At 52.4% G+C, this 25,567-nt stretch carries 25 protein-coding genes; 5 read left to right on the top strand and 20 right to left on the bottom strand.

From position 1 onward, the window contains the following. Positions 1-120 precede the first annotated feature (120 nt). The 5 genes from VB712_RS03710 to VB712_RS03690 form a co-directional block, all read right to left on the bottom strand. The gene (locus VB712_RS03710; RefSeq protein ID WP_323252253.1) at positions 121-1,659 is read right to left on the bottom strand and encodes a hypothetical protein; all 1,539 of its coding nucleotides are present in this window, start codon (positions 1,657-1,659) and stop codon (positions 121-123) included. Between the two features lie 4 nt (positions 1,660-1,663). Further along, entirely contained in the window at positions 1,664-2,452 is a 789-nt protein-coding gene (locus VB712_RS03705; RefSeq protein ID WP_323252251.1) for a TIGR03943 family putative permease subunit, read from the bottom strand. Positions 2,453-2,468: 16 nt separating this feature from the next. Continuing rightward, complete coding sequence (locus VB712_RS03700; RefSeq protein ID WP_416236243.1) at positions 2,469-3,479, bottom strand: permease; 1,011 nt, start codon at positions 3,477-3,479, stop codon at positions 2,469-2,471. Positions 3,480-3,713: 234 nt separating this feature from the next. Continuing rightward, positions 3,714-4,163, bottom strand: a complete 450-nt coding sequence (ndk, locus tag VB712_RS03695) for a nucleoside-diphosphate kinase (RefSeq protein WP_323252248.1) — start codon at positions 4,161-4,163, stop codon at positions 3,714-3,716. A gap of 155 nt (positions 4,164-4,318) precedes the next feature. After that, complete coding sequence (locus tag VB712_RS03690; RefSeq protein ID WP_323252246.1) at positions 4,319-4,981, bottom strand: class I SAM-dependent methyltransferase; 663 nt, start codon at positions 4,979-4,981, stop codon at positions 4,319-4,321. Positions 4,982-5,118: 137 nt separating this feature from the next. Between VB712_RS03690 and VB712_RS03685 the strand changes: the two genes are divergently transcribed. Beyond that, the gene (locus tag VB712_RS03685; RefSeq protein ID WP_323252244.1) at positions 5,119-6,012 is read left to right on the top strand and encodes a methylenetetrahydrofolate reductase; all 894 of its coding nucleotides are present in this window, start codon (positions 5,119-5,121) and stop codon (positions 6,010-6,012) included. 59 nt (positions 6,013-6,071) lie between these two features. Here VB712_RS03685 and VB712_RS03680 read toward each other — a convergent pair whose 3' ends face one another. Further along, positions 6,072-7,493: a glycosyltransferase family 2 protein gene (locus VB712_RS03680; protein WP_323252243.1), complete on the bottom strand. Its 1,422-nt coding sequence runs from the start codon at positions 7,491-7,493 to the stop codon at positions 6,072-6,074. A gap of 249 nt (positions 7,494-7,742) precedes the next feature. Here VB712_RS03680 and VB712_RS03675 point away from each other — a divergent pair, with 249 nt between their 5' ends. Next, entirely contained in the window at positions 7,743-8,951 is a 1,209-nt protein-coding gene (locus VB712_RS03675) for a bifunctional sterol desaturase/short chain dehydrogenase (protein WP_416236242.1), read from the top strand. Here VB712_RS03675 and VB712_RS03670 read toward each other — a convergent pair. The 13 genes from VB712_RS03670 to VB712_RS03610 form a co-directional block, all read right to left on the bottom strand. Continuing rightward, positions 8,948-9,229, bottom strand: coding sequence for a DUF2470 domain-containing protein (locus VB712_RS03670; RefSeq protein ID WP_323252239.1), 282 nt, complete (start codon positions 9,227-9,229; stop codon positions 8,948-8,950). The genes VB712_RS03675 and VB712_RS03670 overlap by 4 nt on opposite strands. Positions 9,230-9,390: 161 nt before the next feature. Continuing rightward, positions 9,391-9,966 carry a DUF3226 domain-containing protein gene (locus VB712_RS03665; protein WP_323252237.1) on the bottom strand — a complete coding sequence of 192 codons (576 nt, stop codon included), beginning with the start codon at positions 9,964-9,966 and terminating at the stop codon, positions 9,391-9,393. Further along, entirely contained in the window at positions 9,966-11,060 is a 1,095-nt protein-coding gene (locus VB712_RS03660; protein ID WP_323252235.1) for an ATP-binding protein, read from the bottom strand. Before VB712_RS03660 ends, VB712_RS03665 begins: the two co-directional genes overlap by 1 nt. Positions 11,061-11,231: 171 nt before the next feature. Next, positions 11,232-12,239, bottom strand: a complete 1,008-nt coding sequence (locus VB712_RS03655) for a hypothetical protein (protein WP_323252233.1) — start codon at positions 12,237-12,239, stop codon at positions 11,232-11,234. A 532-nt stretch (positions 12,240-12,771) separates the two neighbouring features. Beyond that, complete coding sequence (locus tag VB712_RS03650) at positions 12,772-13,545, bottom strand: cobalt-precorrin-6A reductase (protein ID WP_323252232.1); 774 nt, start codon at positions 13,543-13,545, stop codon at positions 12,772-12,774. After that, positions 13,545-14,120 (bottom strand): hypothetical protein, encoded by a 576-nt coding sequence (locus tag VB712_RS03645; RefSeq protein WP_323252230.1) that lies wholly within the window; start codon positions 14,118-14,120, stop codon positions 13,545-13,547. The genes VB712_RS03650 and VB712_RS03645 overlap by 1 nt, the downstream gene beginning before the upstream one ends. 128 nt (positions 14,121-14,248) lie before the next feature. Next, the gene (locus VB712_RS03640) at positions 14,249-15,433 is read right to left on the bottom strand and encodes a protein kinase domain-containing protein (protein WP_323252229.1); all 1,185 of its coding nucleotides are present in this window, start codon (positions 15,431-15,433) and stop codon (positions 14,249-14,251) included. A gap of 113 nt (positions 15,434-15,546) precedes the next feature. Then, entirely contained in the window at positions 15,547-17,424 is a 1,878-nt protein-coding gene (locus tag VB712_RS03635; RefSeq protein WP_323252227.1) for a serine/threonine phosphatase, read from the bottom strand. 198 nt (positions 17,425-17,622) lie between these two features. Next, the gene (locus tag VB712_RS03630) at positions 17,623-19,104 is read right to left on the bottom strand and encodes a UDP-N-acetylmuramoyl-L-alanyl-D-glutamate--2,6-diaminopimelate ligase (RefSeq protein WP_323252225.1); all 1,482 of its coding nucleotides are present in this window, start codon (positions 19,102-19,104) and stop codon (positions 17,623-17,625) included. 45 nt (positions 19,105-19,149) lie between these two features. Continuing rightward, the gene (locus tag VB712_RS03625) at positions 19,150-19,410 is read right to left on the bottom strand and encodes a glutaredoxin family protein (protein WP_323252223.1); all 261 of its coding nucleotides are present in this window, start codon (positions 19,408-19,410) and stop codon (positions 19,150-19,152) included. 92 nt (positions 19,411-19,502) lie between these two features. Next, entirely contained in the window at positions 19,503-20,324 is an 822-nt protein-coding gene (locus VB712_RS03620) for a tetratricopeptide repeat protein (protein ID WP_323252221.1), read from the bottom strand. A 51-nt stretch (positions 20,325-20,375) separates the two neighbouring features. After that, positions 20,376-21,260 (bottom strand): lipoyl synthase, encoded by an 885-nt coding sequence (gene lipA / locus VB712_RS03615; RefSeq protein WP_323252220.1) that lies wholly within the window; start codon positions 21,258-21,260, stop codon positions 20,376-20,378. 33 nt (positions 21,261-21,293) lie between these two features. Further along, positions 21,294-21,455: a hypothetical protein gene (locus VB712_RS03610; RefSeq protein ID WP_323252218.1), complete on the bottom strand. Its 162-nt coding sequence runs from the start codon at positions 21,453-21,455 to the stop codon at positions 21,294-21,296. 79 nt (positions 21,456-21,534) lie between these two features. Here VB712_RS03610 and VB712_RS03605 point away from each other — a divergent pair, with 79 nt between their 5' ends. From VB712_RS03605 to VB712_RS03595, 3 genes are all read left to right on the top strand, one after another. After that, entirely contained in the window at positions 21,535-22,110 is a 576-nt protein-coding gene (locus VB712_RS03605) for a response regulator (RefSeq protein ID WP_323252216.1), read from the top strand. A gap of 59 nt (positions 22,111-22,169) precedes the next feature. Then, a complete protein-coding gene (locus VB712_RS03600) occupies positions 22,170-23,807 on the top strand; it encodes an ABC transporter ATP-binding protein (RefSeq protein WP_323252214.1) in 1,638 nt (545 codons plus the stop codon). 126 nt (positions 23,808-23,933) lie between these two features. Continuing rightward, a complete protein-coding gene (locus tag VB712_RS03595; protein WP_323252212.1) occupies positions 23,934-25,118 on the top strand; it encodes an RNA-guided endonuclease TnpB family protein in 1,185 nt (394 codons plus the stop codon). Between the two features lie 218 nt (positions 25,119-25,336). On the opposite strand, the gene VB712_RS03590 is transcribed toward VB712_RS03595, so the two are convergent. Further along, a complete protein-coding gene (locus VB712_RS03590; protein ID WP_323252211.1) occupies positions 25,337-25,561 on the bottom strand; it encodes a hypothetical protein in 225 nt (74 codons plus the stop codon). Between the last annotated feature and the right edge of the window lie 6 nt (positions 25,562-25,567).

Raw genomic sequence — 25,567 nt, 5'->3', positions numbered from 1 at the left:
TCACCCTACAGCCTGTTCACCAGTTGCTTAACACATTGCTCTTACTCTAAATTCCTCTCCCAGAGCGGGAGAGGGACTTTGAGAACCAATCAGATGATTTCTGAACAAGCTGTATCAGTTTTAGGGAAGCCATTGGGGTTGAATGCCGATAAAGGGTAGGGTTTCCAAGACCGGCGGTTTTTCGGGATCAACAGAGGGAATCAGCAACCAGATTTGACTATCACTGATGGATTCCCCCGCATCGGTTTGTAAGCTACTATTGCCCTCTGGATCGGTGACAATTTGATCAAAGAGCAGCGCTAAACCATCCGGGGCAACGCTGAGGTGAATATCTTGATAATCCGGCAATGTGGTTAGGGGTTGAATCTCCTTTTTGTCAAGATTCACCTGGGCAATATAGGGCTGTTCGCGATATTCCTGACCCTCTAACAATGTCGTCAGTAAACAATAGAGATTCTCGCCCCTGGGGTCAAACTGACAATTAACAATGGAACCCTGAGTATCAAAAATTTTCTCCTGGGTGCGTTGGTTCGTGACGAGATAGAGCGATCGCGTATAAAGCAAATCAGGATCATCGCGGTTAAAATCCACCATCGCCGCTGTCGTCCCATCGGGGGAAAAATCCAACACCATGCCAAATTGAGCTAAAAAGTCCAGGGGTTCCGCCCCCGGCTCTAGGGAAAGCAGCGCAATGCCTTCCCCTTGGGCCATGGCAATCAAGGCATTATCCGGCGCAATTTGAAACGTTCCCCCCGGTTGATTCTCCAAGGGAACGGGATCCCGCCCCTGGCGCAATAACCACAGGCCCACATCCGTGGGGTTTTCCCGACTAATCCGCTGGGCAACGATGATACTGCCATCGGCAGAAAGGTCGAAGTTGAGCAGTTGGTGGGTTTGATTGTCTAAGACGAGGCTGACTTGCCCCGCTGCGGTGGTCGGCCGCTCCTGGGGATCCATCGCCAGGGATATCCCCGTTGTGACGCGATAGAGTTGCTGCTCTAAGATACTGCTGCCGGTATTGCTACCATCGAGGGCAGAGAAGAGAATCGATTGGCCATCGGGGTAGGGCTGAAACTCCGTCACCACCAAATTCGGGGGCGTGAGCAGGGTTTTCCGCTGCTGGGTGAGATTGTAAAGCACGAGCCGCCCCGCCTCTGAGCGATCCAAGCCAATGTAGGCCAAAATCCGATCAGGGGTGCGAAACACCGCCTCAAAGGGTTGCATTTCCTGCCCCAGTTCATTGCTACCGCGAAATTTTTCCTGGGCATTACTAAGACTGATGTGGTAGCGATCGCCATAGGGAGCGGGAAAATTCAACGTATAGGCCAAGCGCCGGCCCGCCCAACTGAATCGCCCCGGTAGGGGATCGGTGATTTCGGGTTTATCGGGAATCGTCAGCTTGAGATGATCTTCCACCCCCTGATGATCCATCGGGCGATTAAACTCCACCACAAAGGCATTATCCGCCGCCCGAATCACCTGATTCTGCCAACTAAATTCCGCCACCTTGGGCCGGGTATCGATCCAACAGCGATCGCCCCGACAAATATTGCCACTGATTAACAGCAACAGAATCAAGATAGAGAAGGCCAAGATGGAGGCGATCGCCGCCAGATCAATGGGAAACAAGGTGGGAGCAAACTTGTCAGGTTTGAGCATCGGCTTAAAACTCGTAAGGATCACGGGGGGTAGGAATTTCCTCGATACTTTCTGCGACAATCACCAACTGACGGCGGTGGCGTAAGCCTGCCGTAGGCATATCGTCCAATTCCTCCGTCGCCATCCGCCCCTGCACCTGAAGCCAACTATCTTGGGGATAGTCCTCCCGATTCGTCGTTAATCGCACCGGCAGGCCAATGGGGTAAGCATCCACCGCACAGCAGGAAATCACAAACCGAGAAATGAGCAAATAGTTCTCCGGCAACGTCGGGCTATGCACCACAAACCCCTTTAAATTCACCTTTTGATCCCGATAGGCATCGGGTTCAGGATAGGCATTGAGCGTCCGCACCCAATCCAACAACGAGCGCTCTTCCGGTGGAATCGGATTGTAAAAGGATTGGGCTTCGGTGCGGGTATAGGGGAGGGATTCATTCAAACCCCGTTGTAGAGCCGTCTCACTGGCGAGGACTGCGGGGGGAATCAGGAAACCTAACAAGGCAGAGACCAGCAGCAGCCCCGACCCCAAACCCGGCGGAAATAACGTCACGTGCTGCAAAGGGCCATCATTGACCCCAGAGCGACGGCGATAGATTAAATGTTTGGCCCGTAAACTACTAAAGATCAAAAACCCCAACCCAGCGCCTAAAACCAAAAGGTTGTAGTTGGGGTGAATCAATAACTGCAATTGGCCACTGAAATAAAACTTGAGGAGTAACGCCCCCCATTGGAAGAGCGCCACCACATCAAGCCAGGGCAGGAGTTGAGGATAGAGCCGTTTGAGGCGGAGCATGGCAGCACCCAAATGTTTAGAAAAAGTAAGTATAGGATAGCGTCAACAGCAGGGTGAGTTGCCCAGCAATCAGGAAGAGATAGGCAATGACGCGGGGTTTGAAAATGGAAAGCAGTAAGCCGATCGCCTTGAGATCGACCATCGGGCCAAACACCATAAAGGCCAAGAGTGAACCCGTGGTAAATGTCGAAGCGAAGGCGAGGACAAAAAATGCATCCACCGTCGAACAGATCGACACCACCGCCGCCAACAACATCATCGCCAAAATCGAAGTCAGCGGCCCCTGGCCTAAACTGACCACCAATTCCCGGGGGGCTAACACTTGCAGACTGGCGGCGATCGCACTCCCCAACACCAACATCCCCCCCAACTCCCGCACCTCCTGCACCATATTGTCCATAAACAGCCGGAAATTTTGAGCCGAAAACCGTTTAATCGGCTTGGGGGGCGTAAAATCCGCAGGCGTTGCTGTTTCCAACCGCAGCGGGGAGCCACTTTGACCCAATAAATAGGTTCCCGATTGGAGTAGCGAGGGCTGCTCCGGAGCTTGGCGGGCTTGCAAGCGGTAGAGTACCCGTTTGGCCAGTTCCGGCTGCATCATCGGCCGGGGATCTTTTTGGAAACTAAAAATCACCCCCACCACCGTAGCGATGATCATACAAAACACAATCCGCAACACCACCACCTGAGGCTGATCCCGAAACGCCACCCAGGTTGCCCAAATCACAATCGGGTTAATGGTGGGGGCAGCTAACAGGAAGCCAATGGCTACCGATGTGGGCGCACCTTGGGTGAGCAAACGCCGCGCCACCGGCACATTGCCGCATTCACACACCGGAAAGAGAAACCCCACAAAGCTGCCAAACAACGACCCCAGCACTGGATTTTGGGGCATTCGGGAAATCAGTTGTTGCTCATCGACAAAAAAGAGCAGCGCACTGGAAAGCAAAATCCCCAACAGCAAAAAGGGCAAAGCTTCCACCAACAAACTCGTAAAGAGCGTGAAGGCACTGTGTAATTGACTCAAGGTGAGGAGATTTTGCAACGGATTCATGGACTAATATTTAGTGGGCCATGAAAATGACCGAGAAATAATTCAACTATCCCAATATATTCTAGGCCGATCTGCTGATTCCTGAGGTCTGAGGTAGCTTGAGCCAGAGAAGAAGGAGTGAGGATTGAGGGAGAACGTTAAACAGTACTCTCTCCTCTCTCCTCTCTTCTCTATCCTCTTTCTTCCTCGAGAAGGCAATGGCGATAACTATTCACAGAGCCAGGGCTTGCTGTGGGTTTCCCAAGTGACGAGTTCCGCTTCGGAGAACCAGAGAGCAATTTCCCGCTGGGCCGTTTCGATCGCATCGGAACCATGGATCAAATTACGCCCCACTTCAATACAAAAATCGCCGCGCAATGTACCGGGTTCGGCAGTAAGGGGGTTCGTCGCTCCAATGATTTTTCGAGCCGAAGCCACCACGCCTTCCCCTGACCACACCATCGCCACCACAGGGCTAGAGGTGATGAAATCCACCAAACCTTGGAAAAAGGGCCGCTCTTTGTGGACATCGTAATGCTGCTCCGCTAACTCACGGGACACCGCCATAAACTTCATCCCCACCAAGGTAAACCCTTTGGTTTCAAAGCGTTTAATCACGTCGCCAATTAGCCCCCGCTGTACGCCGTCGGGCTTGATCATAATAAATGTCCGTTCCATGTCAATCACTCCTTAATTGTTCAATGTGAGCAGTCCAACAGTTAGAGTAGCCCATCGCGATCCGCTCTGCTTGCTTTCCTCTTGACCGATTCCCCTCTCTCAAATTTTGGGAGAGGGGCTAGGGGGTGGGGGCGAAAAATTTTCGCCCCTACGGATTAACTATCCCGTTTGCGGGCGAGGGTCAGGCCATCCGCCACCGGGATCACACTGAGGGTAATCCGTTCGTCCCCATGGAGTTGCTCGTTAAAGTGGCGAATCGCCTCGGTGCGGGCATCCTGATCCGTGGGATCCGCCACCCGCCCTGACCAAAGCACATTATCAATCACCAACAATCCACCGGGCCGCAACAGTTGGAGCGATCGCTCGTAATACTCTAAATAATTGCGCTTATCGGCATCAATGAAGGCAAAATCAAAGGTTTCCCGCTGGCCCATCATCAGGAGGCTATCGAGGGTTTCCAACGCGGGGGCAATGCGGAGGTGAATTTTGGCCGCCACCCCCGCCGCTTCCCAGTAACGGCTGGCGATCTGGGTCACTTCGCCATCGGTATCACAGGCAATCACCACTCCGTCAGAGGGCAGGGCCAGGGCCACCACCAAGGCGCTATAGCCGGTAAATACGCCAATATCGAGGGTTTTTTTCGCCCCAATTAGCTCCACTAAAAAGGCCATAAATTGCCCCTGTTCCGGCGCAATTTGCATCTGAGCCATGGGGTGCTGGGCGGTTTCGGCTCGCAGTTGCGCGAGGATATCCGGTTCCCGCAGCGAGACCTGCTGGAGGTATTCGTAAAGTTGGGGGGTGAGGTTGAGACTTTTCATGGGTGTGTGTGAGAGAGCATCAGCAAATGTGAGGCGGTAGGATTGCCCCTCCCTAAATAATCTCCGAATCCGGCCAAAACCGGATAACGTTAGAATCAAGAACTCTATTCTTTACTTTTAAACCGCCCTAAAATTCAATGTCCCGTTTACGCCGTGCCATTGCTGCTCAAGAATTTTTAGTGACCGCCGAAGTGATGCCTCCGAAGGGGGGGGATCCCCACCATATGTTAGCGATGGCTGCGGGGTTAAAGGGGCGAGTCCATAGTGTCAATGTCACCGATGGCAGTCGGGCGGTGGTGCGGATGTCCTCCTTAGCCGCTTCCCTCTTGTTGCATCAGGCAGGGATTGAACCGATTTGTCAAATGGCCTGCCGCGATCGCAACCTGATCGGCCTGCAAGCGGATCTCATGGGGGCCCACGCCTTGGGCCTTCACAATATCCTCGCCCTCACGGGGGATCCCGTTAAAGCGGGGGATCATCCCCAGGCCCGCAGTGTCTTTGATCTCGAATCGGTGCGGCTGTTAAAGTTAATCCAACAACTCAATCAAGGGTTTGATGCCAATGGCAAACCCCTCACTGATGGCGCTTTAGATTTGCTTGTGGGGGCAGCGGTGGATCCCCAATTGCCCAGTTGGAGCAGTTTACAGCGGCGGTTTGAGCGCAAGGTGGAGGCAGGGGCGCAATTTTTCCAAAGCCAGTTAATTTGTGATTTTGACCGCTTGGAAAAATTTATGACCCAAATCGCATCGGTGGGCGATCGCCCCATTCTCGCCGGAATTTTCCTGCTCAAGTCTGCCAAAAATGCCAATTTCATCAACCGCTATGTCCCAGGGGCGAATATTCCCCAAACGATCATTGATCGCCTCGCTGCTGCATCAAACCCCCTCAAGGAAGGGGTGAAGATCGCCGCTGAACAGGTGAAACTAGCCCAAAATCTTTGCCATGGTGTTCACATGATGGCGGTACGCCGGGAAGATTTGATCCCGGAAATTCTTGATCGGGCGGGGATTGCGCCGATTCAAGATCACTGATTTGGGGGAGCGGACTAAAGTCCGCACTACAAACGGGGGGAGGGAACGTTAAAGAACTTTTAGGGGAGAACAGAGATATTTGTACTGCCGTGGACGGTTTTCACCCATTTAAGGCGTTTGGGACGGATGGCCATGCGGGCGGTGGTGGCGGGCATGACGATGAACCAATGGAATAGATAGGTAAAGCCCTGGCCGAAGCTGACGAGGAAGGCGATCGCCTCCTTCAGCGAAGTCACCGGCTTCACCCGCAACGACCCCACCACTATCCCCAAAGAGGCGAAGGAAACCACTAGGGCGGATAGAGGCATCATCACCGGCAGATGATGGCGTAACAGTACCATCAGGAAATCAGGAATTGCTGCTGTGGGCAAGAGATATTGCAGAACGAAGAAACAGATCAGATCCCAGGTTTTCAGCACCCCCATGCGGTTACGGATGATCAATCGCCAATAATCGAGATAGCGTTGATAACCCCCCTCTGCCCACCGGCTGCGCTGATGCCAAAGGGCTTGGGCGCGAGTCACCCCTTCTTCACCAATAGCGGGGTCAAGGCAAAAGCCAATTTGCCAGCGATCGAGATGGAGGCGGATCGTTAAATCGAGATCATCGGTAATCGTTTCCTCATTCCATCCGCCACACCGCGCTAAGGCCGTTCGCCGCACAAACTGGCCATTGCCCCGCAATTCACCAATGCCGCCGATGGCAATGCGCTGCTGTTGGTAGTAGCTATCCAGGTACATTTCCACCGCCTGACCCTTCGCCCAAAAGTTTTCCTCAGGGTTAGAAATCGCTTTGCGCACCTGGACGGCTCCCATTTGTTCATCGGCAAAGAGGGGGATCACCCGCCGTAATAAATCGGGGGCAACGATCGCATCGGCATCAAAGACAGCAATAATATCCCGGTCTATTTGCGCCACGGCCTGATTGAGCGCCCCCGATTTCCCGCCCCCAGCATTGGCGGGGCGATGGATGATTTGGAGTTGGGGGCATTCGAGGGCGAGGCGATCGATAATTTCGGGAGTGCGATCGGTGCTGTAGTCATCGATGACCCAAACTTCGTAGCGATCGCGCTCATAATCCAAAGCACAGAGTTGCCGCACCAGTCGTTCAATCACCGCCTCCTCATTTTTCGCCGCCACCAAAAGGGCAACGGTGGGAGCCGTCGCTAAATCTTGATCCCGTAACGAGTCGGGGACGGGGTTAGGACGGGCCACCACCAAGCGCAAAATATTCACGCCAATCATCCCCGTCAGGGCCACCACCAACCAAATGCCCCAAGAGACCAAATGGAGGGCAAGGACAATTCCCCACACCATCATCAACGCAAAGGCGGCTTTCGTGCGCCGTCCCCCTGTACCCTGGAAAAAATCACTACGAAAATCTTCTTCCTCGGTTTCAGGATCAGACCAATCGGACAAAATCGCTTCGATGGGATCTAAGCCATCATCGGGATCAGGGGTGTTCCAGGGGTTTTGGGACATGGTTCAAGGGGATAAACAGCAAGGGAAGGAAGAATCTAAAGGGAAGCAGGGGGCTTTTTTGATGCTTTATTGTAGCCAAAAATGTTACAAAATTTAGCAGAATCTTAATTTTTGTAGCGAGGATTCCACTCTGATATTCTACGAAAGTTCCCCCAGCCTTTTGAAGCAATTTTACCAACGACTGCCCGAACGGGTTTGGGGGTGTTGCCCATTGCAATGTTGTTCATGGCGATTTAAACAAACATGATGATCATCCAAAATTGGTTAATCACTCTCAGCATAGGCTTGGGTTCCCTCCTATGGGTGGAAGTGGTACGAGATCTTTACCATTGGGCGGCGCACCAATGGCCCCTGCTCTATCGTCTCCATGGTTGGCATCATCGGGTTTTTCGTCCCGATCTATCGGTGATTAGCCCGGAAATTTACCGCCAAGCCCATTGGTATAACGATGTGCCGGAGGCGTTGGTAATGCTCGTGATGAGTGTGCTACCCTGGGCGATTCCCTTGAGCCTTAGGTTTCCTCAGCCTTGGGTGGTGAGTTTGGGGACGGTTTACACGTTAACGTTTTTGGTGGGGGCGATCGCCCGTGGTTCCGGTTGGCCCCAAGCCGATGAATTAACAGATCTCACCCATCGCCCCGGCCCCTTTAATGCAGCCCCAGCCCCCTGGTTTGTGAATCGCACCTACCATTGGCGGCATCATTTTGATGACCAAAATGCCTACTATTGTGGCACGTTAACGCTAGTGGATAAAATCATGGGGACAGCACTTTCCCTGAAGGGTAAACGCATCGCCGTCACAGGAGCTTCTGGGACGTTAGGCCGGGCATTATTGGCGCAACTGAAGGCGCGGGGCGCAAAGGTGACGGCCTTCAGTTCCCAAACTACGCCGATCACCCTACCGGGAGAAACGGAGCCATTGCCCTTGGTGACTTGGCAGGTGGGGGAAGAGGCGGCCCTAGCAGCAACCTTGCAAAAAATCGATATTTTGATCCTTAACCATGGCATCAATGTCCATGGTCAGCGGGATGCCCAAGCCATTGAGCAATCCTATCAAGTCAATGCCTTTTCCAGTTGGCGGCTGTTGGAGTTGTTTTTAACGACGGTGGAGGGGAATAAGGCGATCGCCACTAAAGAAGTTTGGGTTAACACCTCCGAGGCGGAGGTGAATCCCGCCTTTAGTCCCTTGTATGAACTGAGCAAACGCACCTTAGGGGATTTGGTGACATTGCGCCGCCTCGATGCCCCCTGTGTGATTCGCAAGTTGATTTTAGGCCCCTTTAAGAGTGAGTTAAACCCGGTGGGGGTAATGGCCCCCGGTTGGGTAGCGCAGCAGATCGTTAATCTCGCAGTGCGGGACGTGCGGGATATTATCGTGACGATCAACCCCTTAACCTATCTGGTGTGGTTGCCCAAAGAATGGGGGCGATCGCTCTATTTTCGGTTATTTACCCGTTAGCTTTTTTGGCGGGCTTGCTTGACCATGGCGATCAAAGTCTGATGGGCATCTTCGGAATCGCTCAAGGTGTGATCAAAGGCAATGCGGATCGTTTCGGTGTTGCCTTGACTTGTGGCGTTAATCGTCATCCCTTCGGGATCGATCGCTAGCAATTCCGCCTGTTCGGTGGCGGGGCGATCGCCATACACTTGGGCATAGAGGGCGATGGCCTCGGCATGATCATCGTTCATGTGAGCACAGATGCGATCGCTCACTGCGGGGGTAATCGGGTCAGCCATGGGAATATTGGGTTAAGGGAACAGGGAATGGGCAATGGCTTCAACCCTTGCCCGATTCCCATTTTAAAGTAGGGGCGAAACAATTTTCGCCCCCAACCTTGGCCTCCGACCATCACAGATAGGTTCATTACCTTCGTAGGTCATGGTGATCAGTAGGAGGACTAAAGATTTTGGACAAATGCTCGAAGCTGTTGGAAAGCCGGATGTTCCCAATCTAAACATCCTGATTGTGCCGCTTCTCCTAAGCGTTGCCCTGGGTTAATTTGACTGGCGAGCCAAGTATGAATTTTGGCTTTAGCCAAGTTTTTCGGTGTTCTATTGCAGCAAGAAGAGATGCAAGCTAAGAAGGTTTCAGCACATTGAATTTCTTCGGGCTTAATTGATGCCAAACAAAGGTCTTCTAGCATTCCTGGAGAACTGTTATCAGGCATGATGAATGTAAAAACATTGAGATCATCTGGATTTAGATTGGCTTGAATAAAATTCTTAATACTCGTGAATGCCGAATCAAAAGAATCATCAGCATCTCGTGTGATTCCCAAGGATTGCAATTGTTGATAACCAGGAATTAAGTGCAGGGTCTTTAAAAATTTGCCGAGATTGCCTTTTCCTCCATAGGATTCCACTTGGATATTTCCAATATTGAGGTATTTGATCAGCGTTGAAAAAAGAATTTTTTCTTCCTGTCCTTCACCAATAATCAATTTTGGCTGCTCAAGTTTGATAGATTTACTCATTATCTCATCTCCAAACTGAGGTCGATGGATGTTTCAATATTATCTCTTTCATAAACCGCAGTTCTAATTAAGTTAGAGTTTTGTTCTCTTTCGAGGCGAAAATAGCGAAAATTGTAGGATTCTGAATATTGAAAAGCTTCATGGGCAGCATTAATACATTCTTGGCTGTGGGTTGTGGCAAAAATTTGGGTGTTAAATCTTTCGCTGGCAGTGGCGATAGATGCCCAGATTTTGGGCAGGACTGAATAGTGAATTCCATTTTCAATCTCATCAATTAATACTGTGCCGCCGGGGGTATTCATGATTGATAAAACGATGGATAGAAGGCGACTGATGCCTTCGCCCATTAAGGAAATGGGAATCAAATAGTTAGCTCCGATATCGCCATTAATAATCGGCATTCCTCCCGTGACTAAAACGGAGAGGCGTTTTAAGCGAGGTTCTAAGACGTTTAAAATACTGACAATTTCGTCTTGTTTATTTTGGGCTTCTAAAAAGCTAAATTTTTCAGCATCTTCAGTAGGTGAAATTCGCAAACGACTACTAATAAAGTCGCTGGGGGGTAAGGCGGGAATTTCTAAATTTTCGTGAGATTGCCGTTGAGGGTCTATTCCGATGCGAGCCATGTCTGGTTCTTCTTTATCGGGCATGAGAAATAGGGTAAATTCGAGAGGTTTTTGATCTGCGGTTCTAAATTCCAAGTGCAAATCTTTGAGGGTTCTACGGCGGTTGGAAGATAAGGTGAGGGGGAACAGTCGAGGGCTGGCGGCTTTTTCGAGACTAAGCTTGAGTTCGCTTTTGATCTCTTGGTCGTCGATGACTTCAATTTTGATGGCTTTATGGGCTTTTTTTTCAAAAAATAACCATTCACAAATTTCTTCAACATCAAAGGTTTTAGGGTTGAAGACTCCTCGATCAAAGTTGAGTTTGAGGGGGATTTCTATAGAATTGAGGCTGGTCATTAAATAAATGGCTTCCAATAGGGCAGTTTTGCCAATATTGTTCATGCCGCCAATGAGGTTAATCCGCTTGATCTGGTTGATGGTGAGGTCTTCAAAGCATCTGAAGTTTTTGATGGTGATACTTTTAAACATAGTGAAAGTTAAAAATGGATTAGTTTCAATCAGTTAATAGGTGTGGTGGGCAACGCCCACCCTACTACTGGCGCAGTTCCGGTTCATAACTATCATGGATAAACCAATAGCGTTCAGATTTTTGAAAAGGGGAATTGAGGATGGGTTCGTTAACTTCGTAGGTCATAAAATTTAAGTAGTTAAATTGATAATGCTAGCAGGTTCTGAATTGTTTGACCTAGAATTTTTTACCGCTAAATACTCCATAATTAGTGGGATTATTATATTGTCATCACTAAGATTTAATAAATCCAGTTTTCCCAAGGAAAGTTTATTGAATGTATGTTTATAATATTCAAGTTCTTCATGCAAAGAAGGATCGACATCTTTACCTCTAATTAGCATAGCATCAATGATTTCATAGTCACTAAAACCATCGAACCTAATATTTGGATTTAAAATTGAATCATTAGACACTTTTTCGGATTCTTTTATGCCGGTTCGTATATTTAAAATCTTTTCTCTTACAACATAAAAGTTATTGCTTAAATCAAAATAAACAACAGGATAAATACTAAAAAAAGGTTTTTTACAAAAGTAATTTACTACATAACTGGGTTGTTGACTTAAACTAACTTTAAGTTGCAATCCTGCATGTTTTTGCTTATTTAACTTAATTCCTTTAACACTTAAAAGCTCTCTAGCATCATGAAATCCATGAATCCAGCAGATATCACGATCACTTTGTGGATTATATAGATGTCCGTATTGTTTAGCTGTTTTTGCAAAACCAGTTCCTACTGCTTTGTAATGATCAGGATTGTTTGTAATGGATAAAAGCTCAAAAAATATTGTTTTTAATGCCGAAAAATTATTATTTTCTTGCTTTAAAACTCTAGCAATATTAGCCCAGTGCCTGTTTTTATCAAGACTTTCATTGCAATTGCGTACCACTATTCCTTCTGCCACATAACCCAACAACCTGCTAACAAAAATATTAGGATGGCGATTGTCAGCAGTAAAAGGATTGAATTCAATGATTCCGGTACTTGGATTTATGACAACTGCTCCAATTTCTAATAACAAACTAACTAATTCTTTCGTCCTTTTGTAATAAGGTGTGTCATCTATTAATTTTTGTTTATCTAAATCGTTATTACGAGCATAAGAGCTTGGTAAAATCAAAACTGAATCAGACATTTTTTAAATCTCCTTTTGATTTTTTGGCTACTAAGAGTTCGTTGCCTCAGTCGTCGATAACTTTGACGGCAATTTCACCATAATCGCCGGGGGTAAAGGGGGTGCTGAGGGTTTCGGCGAGGTGTTCCCAGACTTGATCGTCGTAGGTTCCTTTGAGTGCTCTTTTGATGCTATCCCAAGCACTGGTACGGGGAAAAAGGCTTGATTGACATGGAAACAGAGGCCGTTATAGACCCCTCTGCCTCAGCCCTTCCCTCCCCCTCATCCCAACCCAACTCTGGCACAAGGGAATGATCATAAGGATAACTCACCGGCCCCTTCCGCTTGTTAAATTGTGACTCCGTACCAATATCCGGCCGCTGCGGATGCTCTCCCTGATGATTGTAGTCTTGAGCAGATTTCGCCGGTTGACTCTTTTTTCCCTTGGGCATACCAAATCCCCTAATCTTGATAAAGTTTCCGTTAATATAACCCATTTTCAGGAAGTGGGGAGTTGATCATCGTAGGGGCGAAAAATTTTTCGCCCTCCCTGCTATTGTCTTTTCGCCCCAACTAAACAAACAGTACAAAACTTGAGTATATCCTCTGGGTTGCGGGTTTGTTGGGGATAGGCGATCTCAGGGCGTTGGAGGATCAGCAATCGCACCCCCAAGGCTTGGGCCACCTGCTCCTTGACCTCTTGCCCCCCTGGGGTTCCCGATGCTTTGCACACCACTGTATCAATGCTCCACTGTTGCCAAAGGGCGAGTTCCAACGGGGGAGTAATGGGGGGACGGAGGGCGATGAGGCGATCGGGGGTAAATCCGGCGGCGAGGGCGGCATTAAGGGCGATCGCACTGGGCAAAATCCGCGCAAAGAATGTCCCCCGCTCCTGCCAAGGGGCCAACTGAGCCAAGGGGCGATAACCAACGATGAACAGGACGCGGCGATCGCTCAACATCTCCCCCGTTAGCAATGTGGCCCAATCCGGGACGGCGATCGCCCCCCTTGTTTCCAAATCCTGCCGTTCATAGCGGAGATAGGGGAGGTTATGGGCTTGGGAAAGGGCGATCGCCCCTTGGGAAATGACCGTGGCGTAGGGGTGGGAGGCATCGATAATGCCGCAAATGTTGTCATCCCTCACGAAGGGGAGCAAGTTGGCCGCATCCAGGGGGCCAACCCTGACCTGAATTTGGGAATGTTGGGGATAAAGTCGGGCGGCGGTGGGGGTGGTGACGGTGATCACCAAAGAGATGCCGTAGGGGAGGAGAAAATTCACCAGATCGCGACTTTCTGACGTTCCCCCAATTAACCACAGGGCCGCCATTATTCCGGTTTTGGCCGGGGCCGATCCTGGGGTTCTTGAGGGGTGGACTGCTCCAACAGCGCCCGCACCTCCGGCGGCATCACATCCACCAAGGCAATGGCGGCGGGATCATCGCTTTCCTCAAGATCAGCCTTGGGCAATGTTCCCCCCCGCAATAGGGTTAACTGCTCCATTGTGTCGCCGATGACGCTGGTGAGGTTTTGGCGGGTGTAGCGGTGGTTTTCCTGCTCTTGGCGCAGGGCATCGAGGGCGCGATCGCGCTCCTGTAACACCGCAATCAGTTTTTGCCGCAACTGTGCCTCATCCCGCAACGCCGCCAATTCAGCGGCAAAGGTGGCTGCTTGGGCGGGATGGGTGGGGGGAGGCGTTTTGATCGCCTCCAATTCCCCTTGTAGTTTCGTGATTTCCGTTTGGGCTAATTTAAGCTCTTCCCGACGTTGGCGAGCTTCGGTGTTATACAGCTTGCGCCAATGGGTCGCACTGGCCTGGGCCGCATCGCGATCGCGCTCCGCTTCCGCAAGGGACTGCTTCAACGTGCGAATTTCCGCTAACCACTGGACTAATTCTTCACTCATGTCTTGCCATTGCTCAACAGATCACCATTGTTTCAGATTAACAAAGGAATTGCTGTGCTGAGTGGTCGTGATGGAGGGGCGAAAGGTTTAATTTTTGTGTCCCTCGCCCATCAATTTTGCCCAAGGTCTTAAAGGGATTGAGTCAAAAGGGAAGCTAAACAAGCTTGGAACGCCGCCGCCACCGTTGCCGCATCCTGATACCGTTCCCCCAACAGCGGAGCCGTTAAGGTTTCAATCACCTGCCGTAGTTGATCACTCAACCCCGGCACACTGACCACGGCAAAACGGGGTGTATGGGTATCGAGGCGGTAATACTGCATGGGGGGGTTGCCGGTGAGCAGGAAAATTAAGGTGGGGCCAAGGGCATAGAGATCCGATTGGGGACAGGGTTGCCCCCGATCCTGCTCTGGGGCGGTGTAGCCCTCGGCCCCGATGCGCGTGCCGTGGGGTGTACCGATTTCCTTCACTGCGCCAAAATCCAACAGGACAAGCTGGCGATCGCCCGTCCGGATCATCAAATTCGCCGGTTTCACATCCCGATGCACCAAGGGCGGATTCAACCCATGCAAATAGCCCAAAATCCCACACAACTGCACCATCCAATGCAACGCCTCCGCCAAAGGCACAACCCCATTCTGCCGTACCCATTGCTCTAAATTCACCCCATGGATCAACTCCATGGCGAGATAGGTCTTGCCATGTTCCGTAAAGGAATCGTAATAGCGGGGAATGCCGGGATGGTTGAGGCTGGCTAAAATCCGCGATTCCCGGGCAAATAATTCATGGGCCTTGGGGATTCTAGCCATATCCGCATTCATCGCCTTGAGGACAATCAACTGCCCCTGACTGGCATCCCGCGCTAGATAGGTGGTTCCCATCCCCCCTTGCCCCAAGGTTTTCAACACCTGGTATTGCCGGATCAACTGTTGCGGTTGATAGAGCATTTCGCCGCAATGAATACAAAACAGCGCCGAAGCCGGATTATTGGCATGGGCGCAACGGGTGGGCGGGGGCGGGGGTTGATAGTGAAATTGGATCCGGGGGCCACCGTGGGCCAATTGTAGGAGGGCATCCCCCGGAATCAGGCTTTGACGAATTTGCCGGCCATTGAGAAATGTGCCATTAGCCCCGTAGCTAATAATCCGCCATTGCTGGTCTTCACAGCGCAGTTCCGCATGGTAGCGGGAGACCTCTGGGCAGTAATCCAAGACAATCTCATTATCACTAGCGCGACCAATACGGATGATGTCGCTGTCTTCAAATTGCCATTCCCGCAGGGGGGTGCGACCGTCCAAAAGGGTGAGCGTGAGCATGGGAGGAGCTTGGGAGAGCCGTTAGGGTGAGGGCAATGGGTGAGATACCGATAACATCCCCTAGCGTTTTCTGATCAGGGAGCGGATCGAACTCCGCCAGAGGATTGGCCAGGTTAGAACTGATCGGCATTGGGACGCATTTTAATCCGAATTAAAATGCCGGTGATGTTGTCGTGGCCATTGTATTCGTTGGTAAAGTCGATGAGTTTAATTAAACCGCTGTCGAGATTGGCCTTGGAGGCAATCAGGGGGACTAGGTATTCTCCATAATGTTTCTCCAGCAGGTCGTTATCGGATAATCCATCGGAACAGAGGAGTAAAAGTGTATCCTCGTTGAGTTCTAAAAATTGAACGTCGGGGTGAACGTAGTCGTTATCCCTTGGCCCCAGGGCTTGGGTGAGTTGGTAGGCATCGGGACGGGCGTAGGCATCTTGGGGGTCAACGCCGCGCAGGATTTCCCGTTGGCCGACTTCGTGGTCGATGGTGAGTTGTTCGATGCCCTGTTTGCGGGTGATGCGATAGACGCGACTATCTCCCACATGGGCGATCGCCACGTTGATATCCTGCACCAACACCATCACTAGGGTAGTCCCCATCCGTCCACTGCCGGAGCGGGCATTTTTCATGTTGACGGCGTAGAGCTTTTCATTGGTCATTAAAATGCCTTCACGGATCACCGATTCATCAGGGAGTTGGGTGCGATCGCTCCAATGGGTGGCGAAATATTGCTGAAGGGTTTCCACCGCCATCGCACTGGCCACTTCTCCGGCGGCATGGCCCCCCATACCATCACAGACGATATAGAGGCCATGGGCTTGGATCTGCTTGCTCATGGCGTTTTCGCGACGCACCATCGAGGTTTCAATGCCAAAGTGATCCTCGTTGTGATCCCGCTGTTGGCCAATGTCGGTAAAACCGGCATCGGCTAAACTGAGCAGTTGCATGGGCAGAACGACGGTAGGCATATCATCCCCCATGCCCCGATAGGTGATTTTATCGGGGTCTTCTTGGAGTTCCAATTCTTCGAGATCTTCCCGGTCGGCGGGGACGGCTTCTTCGATTTCCTGTTGACGGGCGATCGCCTGCAATTCCGTCCGGGCCGCCTCCACCGTCAGCAATTCCCCCCCTTCAAACCGATCCAAGAGCGTCATCATCGGCCCGTAGAGGGTGCGCCCCGATGCCCCAAATAACCGTTTCCACAATTGCCCCAAAGCCGTGAGAGCCGGGGCGGGTTGATCGAAGGGGTCGGGGATCAGTTGGGCAAAGCAGAGCAGTTGATCTTCATCAAGGCGGAGGTTGCTATCGGTGAGCAAGCTCTGGCAACAGCGGAACTTGGCCAACTCTGTCCAAAGCCGGAGGGTTTCATCGAGCCAGTAGAGGAGTTGGGAAAACGGGATCGCTTCACTGCCCCAAGCTTGGGAAAGCTGATCCCAATCGGAGCGATCGTCAATCACAATCACAGTGCCATTTTCCCCGTGCCAAGTGTCTTGGAGAACCGGGATCGCGGGACTGAGGGATTCTTGGAGGACGAGATAGGGAATGGCTACATCCATCACGCCTAAATGTCGCCAAAATTCCACGTTGGGGTCTTGATCCACCTCCGCCTCTTCTGCGGGGGCGGTATCGTTTTGCTCCTGCTGCTCAACGAGGAGGTCGAGATAGGTTTTTTGGAGGGGTTGACTATCCCAAACCTTGATTTGAGCAGGGTTAGTGGGGGTTTCCTCAGGGTCGAGGGGTTGATAGCGTTGTTGGGGATCGAGGGGATTGAGGGGATTGAGGGGTTCCGGTGCGGGGTTGGCCTCTGCTAAGGGAAGAGCGATCGCCAGCAACGGTTTCGCCACCTGAGCGCCGCATTGGTCACAGTCTTTCGCCGTCCAACTCACCTCAGCCCCACATTCCGGGCATTCCTGAACAGTGAGCGAACTCCCGCACCGTTGGCAGAATTTATTCGCTTCCGGGTTTTCAAATTGGCATTCAGGGCAAATGATCATGGCTAGGCTAGAAGTAGGGGCCAGGGGGAAAGGGGGCAATCAAGACATCCGTAGAATAACTGATGGCATGGCGATGCAATACGTTCAAGTGTAACCAATGCTAGCAGAGCCAATTCTGGAAATTTCCAAAACTTGCGACGGCTGGCCGCTTTCCTCCCCTCTGGCCAAAATTCTAGGGTTGATTGGCTCCCATCGCTGTTAGCGATAGCGAGTGGCTAGGGCCTCGCGGGCCTGCTCGCGGTCGTCGAAATGGATTTTTTCCGTCCCCAGGATTTGGTAATCCTCATGGCCCTTCCCGGCAATCAGCACCCCATCCCCCGGTTGGGCGGTGAGGATCGCTTCCCGGATGGCGGCGGCGCGATCGCCCTCCACGATGGGCTTCAGTGTGGGATCAATGCCCGCTAGGACATCCTGAAGGATCTGCTCCGGGTTTTCGGTGCGGGGGTTATCGGAGGTGACAACGGCGATATCGGCTAGTTCGGCGGCAATTTTGCCCATGATCGGCCGTTTGGTGCGATCGCGATCGCCCCCACAACCAAACACGCAAATGGCCCGCCCCGGAATAAAGGGCCGTGCCGCCTTGATCAAATTCTCCAAACTATCGGGGGTGTGGGCGTAATCGACAATGACGCTGATATCCTGATCCGGCCGCACCTGTACCCGCTCCATCCGCCCCGGCACACCGGCAAACTGGGGCAACTGCGCCACCATAAAGCTCAAATCTACGCCTAAATGCAAAGCAGCCCCCGCAGCCGCCAGAAAATTCGCCAAATTAAACTGGCCCACTAAGGGGGATTGAAACGCCGCCTCTCCTTTCGGGGTATGGATTACCCCCGTTACCCCCGTGGCCCCATAGTCCAAATCACTCAACCAGAGATCCGCTTGCGGGTTACTAATGCTATAGCTCCAAGCCTTCGACTCCCATTGCGCCAATAACCGCTGACCGTAGGGATCATCCAGATTAATGACCGCCCGACCTGTACAGTATTCCTCGTTAAACAGGAGAGCTTTCGCTTGGAAATACCGCTCCATGGTTTCGTGATAGTCCAAATGATCCTGGGTGAGGTTCGTAAACACCGCTACCTCAAAGGGGCAACCCTTAACCCGCCCCTGATCCAACGCATGGGAACTGACTTCCATCACGGCGTTTTGACTCCCCGCTTGGCGGGCAGCGGCTAATTGAGCCTGCAAATCCACGGCAAAGGGGGTGGTGTGGGTGGCGGTTTCGGCATAGCCGGGCCAGCGGACGTAAAGGGTTCCTAGCAGGGCGGTGGGGGTTTGACTGAGGAAGTATTCGATCAGGTGGGTGGTGGTGGTTTTGCCGTTGGTTCCCGTCACGCCCACCATCTTGAGGGCTTGGGCGGGGTAATCATAGAAGGCTTGGGCGACAGTGGCGCAGGTATTCACCAGATCGGCGACGGGAATCACCAATTCCCCCCCAGTAGCGGGGATTTTTTCAGCGGCAGCGGGGCTAACGAGGGCGGCGATCGCCCCCCCACTCACGGCCCCCGGCCAGAATTCCCCCCCATCGACCCGCGTACCAGGCATCCCAATAAATAAATCCCCCGGTTGGCAGGCATGGGAGTTTGTCGATAGGCCTTTGACCTCCTGATCTAAGGCGGGATGATCCGGCAAGGGGCTTAAACCGGGAACAAGACTCAATAACGCTTTTAACTGCATGAACAACTCCTCAGGGGACTTTAGGGGAATGTGGCAAGAATTTCCCTACGTTGTACTCAATTTTTTCAGCATTTGCGCCACTTGGGCCACAGAAGCACGGGGCGAAAAACGGGGAAGGGCGATTTCTCTGCCATTTTCCAGCATCGTTAACACGGGAATCGTGTATTCATACTCAGCAAACCAACCATCATCGGTGGTGATGTCCCGGACTTCGAGGGTGAAGGGGGGATCGGTGACTTGGGCGAGTTTTTCTTCAAGGCCGATGCAGAGGTGGCAACCGGGTTTGCTGTAGAGGATGAGATGCATGAAGGATGAAGGATGAAGGATGAAGGATGAAGGGGGAAGGATGAAGGATGAAGGGGGAAGGATGAATAATTCTGCCTTCTGCCTTCTGCCTTTTATTCGTCTGCGTTGTCGGGTTCGGGGGGATCGGTTTCTAGGTCGGGTTGGAGTTGGAGGAGGCGGGCGCGGTTGCGGCTGGCTCGTTCGTAGTTGGGGTCGAGGGCGAGGGCAGCATCGTAGGCGGCGAGGGCTTCGGGGTAGCGGTTGAGGTTTTCGAGGGTGATGCCTTTGTTGTTGAGGGCGTTGATGTGGTTGGGGTCTTGCAGGAGCGCGTTTTCGTAGGCAGCTAGAGCGTCTTGGTATTGCCCTAGTTCATCCTGGGCATAGCCGATATTGTTCCAGGCCCGGGCGGGGCTGGCGGTTCCCCAATTGTCATCGCCGTTGAGGGCGCGATCGCAACTTTTCACCACACTTTGATACAGGAGGGTGCGATCGCTGGCAAATAGTTCTCGCTCTGTATCGCTGGTTTCGGGGGTGATCAGTTCAAGCTCTGTGAAAATGGGCAACAGAATCTCAGCGTCATTATGGCGGGGATCGTTGGCCAGCTTGAGCAAAACGGCGCATTGGTTATACCAAGCGAGGGCATAGTTTTGATCGGGATCCCGTTGGATTGCTTCTCGATAGGCAACGAGGGCGCGATTGGGTTCCCGGAGATCCCGGTCGTACTTCACTCCCTGATTGAGCCAAAGGGCAGGATCGCGGTCATCGAGGGCGATCGCCTTTTCACAGGCTTCGAGGCCAACAGTGCCGATTTCTTCCCGACAGCGATCCGCCCAATATTGATAATCCTCGGCATCTTGGGCTTGGGCCGTGGGGCTGAGGGTGGCGAGGGCAACAGCCCCCGTCATGATTAAACCCATGGGCATCCATCGATCCATAACTGTTCCTCCTAGCAATGGCACAAGGCTGATTTGATGGGCAAAGCGGGTTTAGGGTTCCCCGGCATGGTAGGAACTCCGCACTAAGGGGCCGGAGCGGACATGAGTGAAACCGAGCGATCGCGCCCGTTCCCCCCAATGGTCAAATTCTGCCGGTGTCCAATATTTAACCACGGGTAAATGGGCCAGGGAGGGGCGCAGATATTGCCCCAAGGTGAGGCGATCGCACCCCACCGCCCGTAAATCCTGCAAAGTTTGCTCAATTTCCGGCTCTGTTTCCCCCAATCCCAACATTAACCCCGATTTCGTGGGAATGGCGGGATTGATTTGCTTTACCGTGGCTAAGACAGCTAGGGAGCGATCGTACTTCGCCCCCCGCCGCACCGGCCCCTGAAGCCGCGCCACCGTTTCTAAATTGTGGTTATAGCAGGCGGGTTGGGCCGCCACCACTTGGGCAATGCGATCGCCCTGGGCCGCTTCATACCCTAAACCGCTCCAAAAATCCGGCGTTAACACTTCAATTTCTGTGTGAGGATTCACCGCCCGAATTGCCTTCATCGTCGCCACAAACACCCCTGCCCCCCCATCGGGGAGATCATCCCGCGCCACCGCAGTGAGTACCACATAGCGGAGGTTGAGTAATTGCACCGCTTCCGCCACTTTCTGGGGTTCTGTGGGATCTAAGGGCATCGGGGCATGGCCCTTATCCACCTGGCAAAAGCCACAACTGCGGGTACAGGTCGGCCCCATCAACAAAAAAGTTGCCGTCCCCTGGCCGTAACATTCCCCCCGGTTGGGGCATCGCCCCTCCTCACAAATCGTATGAATATTGCGCTGCCGGATAATGCGCTGGACAGTGGAAAGCTCGCTGGCTTTACCAATCGGTCGCCGCAACCACGGCGGCAACGCCGCCAATTCAGAACGAGCCTGCACCACAGTGGAATTCCTTCAAAACTCAATCCTTGCATTTTAGCGTTTACCCACCCCCGTCTCTGTTGCCTCATCCCCCAACCCCTTCTCCCAGGTCGGGAGAAGGGGAGCCGGACAGGTATTTCCGGCTTCCCCCTCTCCCCATTTTTGGGAGAGGGGGATTGAGGGGGTGAGGGCGGGGTGGGTTCTATTTTTCGCCAACAGCAAAAAATTGCCCTTTCCGCAAGAGCTAGACTAATGTAGGATCAATGCTTAATATTCCCCCCAAGAGGAGTTAGTTGTGGCTAGTCAGAAGATTCTTGTAATTGATGACAGTCGGGTGATCCGACGCATGGTGAAAGATATGCTCCCCGTTGGTAACGTGGAAGTCATCGAAGCCAAAGACGGGATCGAAGGCCTCAACTTGATTCGCGCAGAAAATCCCACCCTGATCATGCTGGACTTTCTGCTTCCCAAGAAAAATGGTTGGGAAGTCTATCAAGAAATTCAGCAGGATCCTAAGCTGGCGGTTATCCCTCTGATGTTGATGTCTGGCCGGAAAGAGGAAGTCACGGAAAAATTGCCGGAACCCTTTGAATTTTTTGCCTTTGTTGAAAAACCCTTTGAAAAAAATCAATTGGTGACGGCGATTAAAGAGGCGATGCAGAAGTCTGCCCTCAAGAAGAAAACCCTCAAAGTTGCCCCCGTTGCAGCACCCCCTGCCCCGGCTCCGGCCCCCGCTGCTGGCGGTGGCGGCAGTAGTCCGGCGGAACTGCAAGCCCTCAATCAAAAAGTGGCACAGATGGAGAAAGAAATTACCCTACTCAAAAAACAAATGGGTCAGTTGGTACAGTTTATTAAACAAAAACTGCGTTAGGTTTCTTGCCATTCCCCCGGCAACCTTTAAGATAAAGCAAAGAATTTGGCGGTGATTTCATGGTGGATTTGCTCCGGGTGGAACAGCTTAGAATTGCCTATCCGACTCCCTATGGGGAAAAGGTTTGGGCTGTGGATGGTGTTTCTTTTCGCATTGATGCGGGAGAACGGTTGGGGTTTGTGGGGGAGTCGGGTTGTGGGAAAAGTACGCTCGGCCGGGCAATGTTGCGGCTGTTGCCGCCAACGGCCCAGATTGAGGGGGATATTTTTTTAGAAGGGCGTTCTATTTTTGAGTTGGATCGCTCCCAGTTGCAGCGGTTTCGCGGGGAGGCGATCGCCCTCGTTTTTCAAGATCCGATGACACGCCTCGATCCCTTGATGACCATTGGGGATCATTGCCTGGAAACGCTCCAAGCCCATCGTCCCCAGTTGAGCAACAAACAGGCCAAGGCCAAATCTTTAGAGGTTTTAGAGGCGGTGCGGATTCCGGCGGCCCGCTGGGGGCAATATCCCCATGAGTTCAGCGGCGGGATGCGCCAACGGGTGGCGATCGCCCTCGCCCTCCTCCTTGAACCCAAGTTAATCATTGCCGATGAACCGACGACGAGCCTGGATGTGACGGTTTCGGCGGAAATTTTGCGAGAATTAACCCGGTTATGCCAAGAGCGCAATTTAGGGTTAATGTTGATTTCCCATGATTTGGCCTTGGTGGCGGAATATTGCGATCGCGTTGCGGTGATGTATCAGGGGGAAATGGTGGAAACGGGGCCAGCACGGGATATTCTCACCCAACCCCAGCACGCCTATACCCAATCGCTCCTAGAGGCGGCTCTCCATATCCAAGCCCTGCAAACCCCCGAACCGGAACCGGAAACTGCCCCGGTTCCGCTCCTGCGGGTCAGCCATTTAAAACAACATTACAGCCTTGAATCGAGTCTGTTACAGCAGTGGTTTTCAGGGAAAACTGCACCAGTGATTAAGGCGGTGGATGATGTCAGTTTTGAGCTTTATCAGGGCGAGGTGTTGGGTTTGGTGGGGGAATCGGGCTGCGGGAAAAGTACGTTATCCCGGACGATTTTGCAGTTGGTGCGCCCCACGGCGGGAATGGTGGAGTTAAACGGCCAGGATATTACCCAGTTAGCGCCGAGGGAACTGCGGCCCCTCCGGCGGCAAATGCAGATGATTTTCCAAGATCCCTTGGCTTGTCTCAATCCTTTAATGACGGTGGGCCAAAGTATTGCTGATCCGTTGTTGATCCACGGTTTAGCCCAAGGGGATGCGGTGCAGGCGCAGGTGGCTGCGATCTTGGCACGGGTGGGCCTTACCCCCGTGGCGGATTATATGGATCGTTTTCCCCGTGAGCTTTCGGGGGGGCAACAGCAACGGGTGGCGATCGCCCGTGCCTTAATTACCCAACCCCAACTCCTGATCTGTGATGAGCCGGTGAGTATGCTCGATGCCACGGTACAGTCGCAGGTTTTAGATCTGATGCGGGATCTCCAGGGGGAGTTTAACCTCACCTATTTGTTTATCACCCATGATCTTTGGGTGGCGCGGTTTTTGTGCGATCGCATTGCGGTGATGCAGGGGGGCAAAATTGTCGAAATGGGGCCAACGGAGGAACTGTTTACGAATCCCCAACACCCCTACACGCGGACGTTATTGGGGGCTGCGCCGTTGTTGAGTCAGTTTGCTTGAACCCTCACCCGAAACTAATGGGTCTGAAGCCCCGCCCCTTCGGCAAGCTCAGGGCAAGCCTTCTAGGGCGGCTTTTCTGCTGGAGTTTATCGCTCCAATCCTCTCTATCTTTGGTATCCTAGCACCATGAAAAGCCGATATCAGTACAGAATCTATCCCACCCCAGGTCAGCAAACCGAACTAGCCAAGCTGTTCGGATGTTGTCGTGTGGTGTGGAACGATGCCCTGGCTCTGATTAAGGCGATTCCTCAGGGTGAGAAATGGCCCAGTAATGCCCAGTTGCAACGCTTGGTCATTACCCAAGCCAAGAAAGACCCTGCCCGAAATTGGTTGTCAGGTGTATCGGTTGTAGCCTTGCAGCAATCGGTGATGAATTTGGGGACAGCCCTCAAAAACTTTTTCGAGTCCCGTAGCAGTAAGCGAAAGGGGTCGAGAGTTGGCTTTCCTCGATTCAAAAAGAAGCTCAACCGTCAATCAGCACGGTTTACCCAGCGGGGATTTTCGATCAAGGAGGAGAAGGTCTATCTCGCCAAAATTGGCAAGCTGAAAACGAAATGGTCAAGACCGTTACCCTCTGAACCCAGTTCAGTGACGGTGCTCAAGGACTGTGCAGGTCGATATTTCCTGAGCTTTGTGGTAGAGGTGGAGCCTGTCATCGTCGAACTCAAAAACCAAGGGGTCGGCGTAGATCTGGGCATTGAAACCCTCGCCACATTAAGCACGGGCGAAAAGGTCAAGGCGAGGGACACCCGCGCCTTAGATCAGAAGCTCCGCAAAGGTAAACGCAAACTAGCCAGGGCGATGAAAGGGTCAAGGCGGCGTGAGTCGTTGCGGATGGCGATCGCCCGCACAGAGGCAAGACAACGGGATATCCGTAAGGATACTAACCAAAAGCTGGCGAGCCGTTTGGTGCGAGAAAACAGCGTCGTGGTGCTGGAGGATCTCAACGTTGCCGGCATGGTGAAGAATCGCTGTCTAGCCAGGGCAATTAGTGGGGCTGGCTGGCGAGACATCAGAACGATGTGTGAAGCCAAGGCAACCCTGATTCAAAACCGAGAGGTGAGAGTGATCAACCGATGGGAACCCACTTCTCAGGTTTGCTCCTGCTGTGGTTATCGGTGGGGGAAATTGGATCTCTCTGTGCGGTCGGTACTGTGCCTCAACTGTGGTGCAGAACAAGACCGGGACGTGAATGCCAGTGTGAATATTATGGCGGCAGGGCTTGCCGACCTGAATGGACAGGCGTTAAGTAGTGTTAGACCTCAATCTGGGGCGGTTGCTTGTCTGTCTACCCATCAGGAGTCCACTTAGTGTGGGCAGACTGGGAATCCCCGTGCCTTTAGGCCGGGGAGGATGTCAACCGAAACCCCTCTCCCAAGGTGGGCGAGGGGCTTTAGAGGGTAGGACTGGTTGTATAGAATTCATCAGCGTAGGGGCGAAAAATTTTTGTGCCTCCGGCAGGCTTACGCCAACGCCCCTACATTAACTAAGCGGATTTCATATCAGCCAAAATTGGGCAAAGTTCGCTGCTAATCTTGCAGGGTGATCAGTTCAGGGCGTTGGGTTCCTAGATCACTAATGCCAGCGGCGTAGACCATGGCGAATAGGCTGGCGGCGACGGGGGTTTCCGGGACGAGGGTGCTGGGGGTGAGGTGGCTGGCCACTTTCCCTTCGCTGGCATCGGGGGTGAGATAATTGGAGCCTAAGACTAAAAGCAGTGTGGCGGTAAACAGGGCGAAATTTTGCGTCTTCATCAGGGT

The sequence above is a fragment of the Spirulina sp. CCNP1310 genome (genome assembly GCF_034932185.1).
In the GTDB taxonomy this organism is placed as follows: Bacteria; Cyanobacteriota; Cyanobacteriia; order Cyanobacteriales; family Spirulinaceae; genus Spirulina.
Note: the sequence above shows the minus strand (reverse complement) of the source record. Positions and strands in the feature narration are given on the sequence as shown.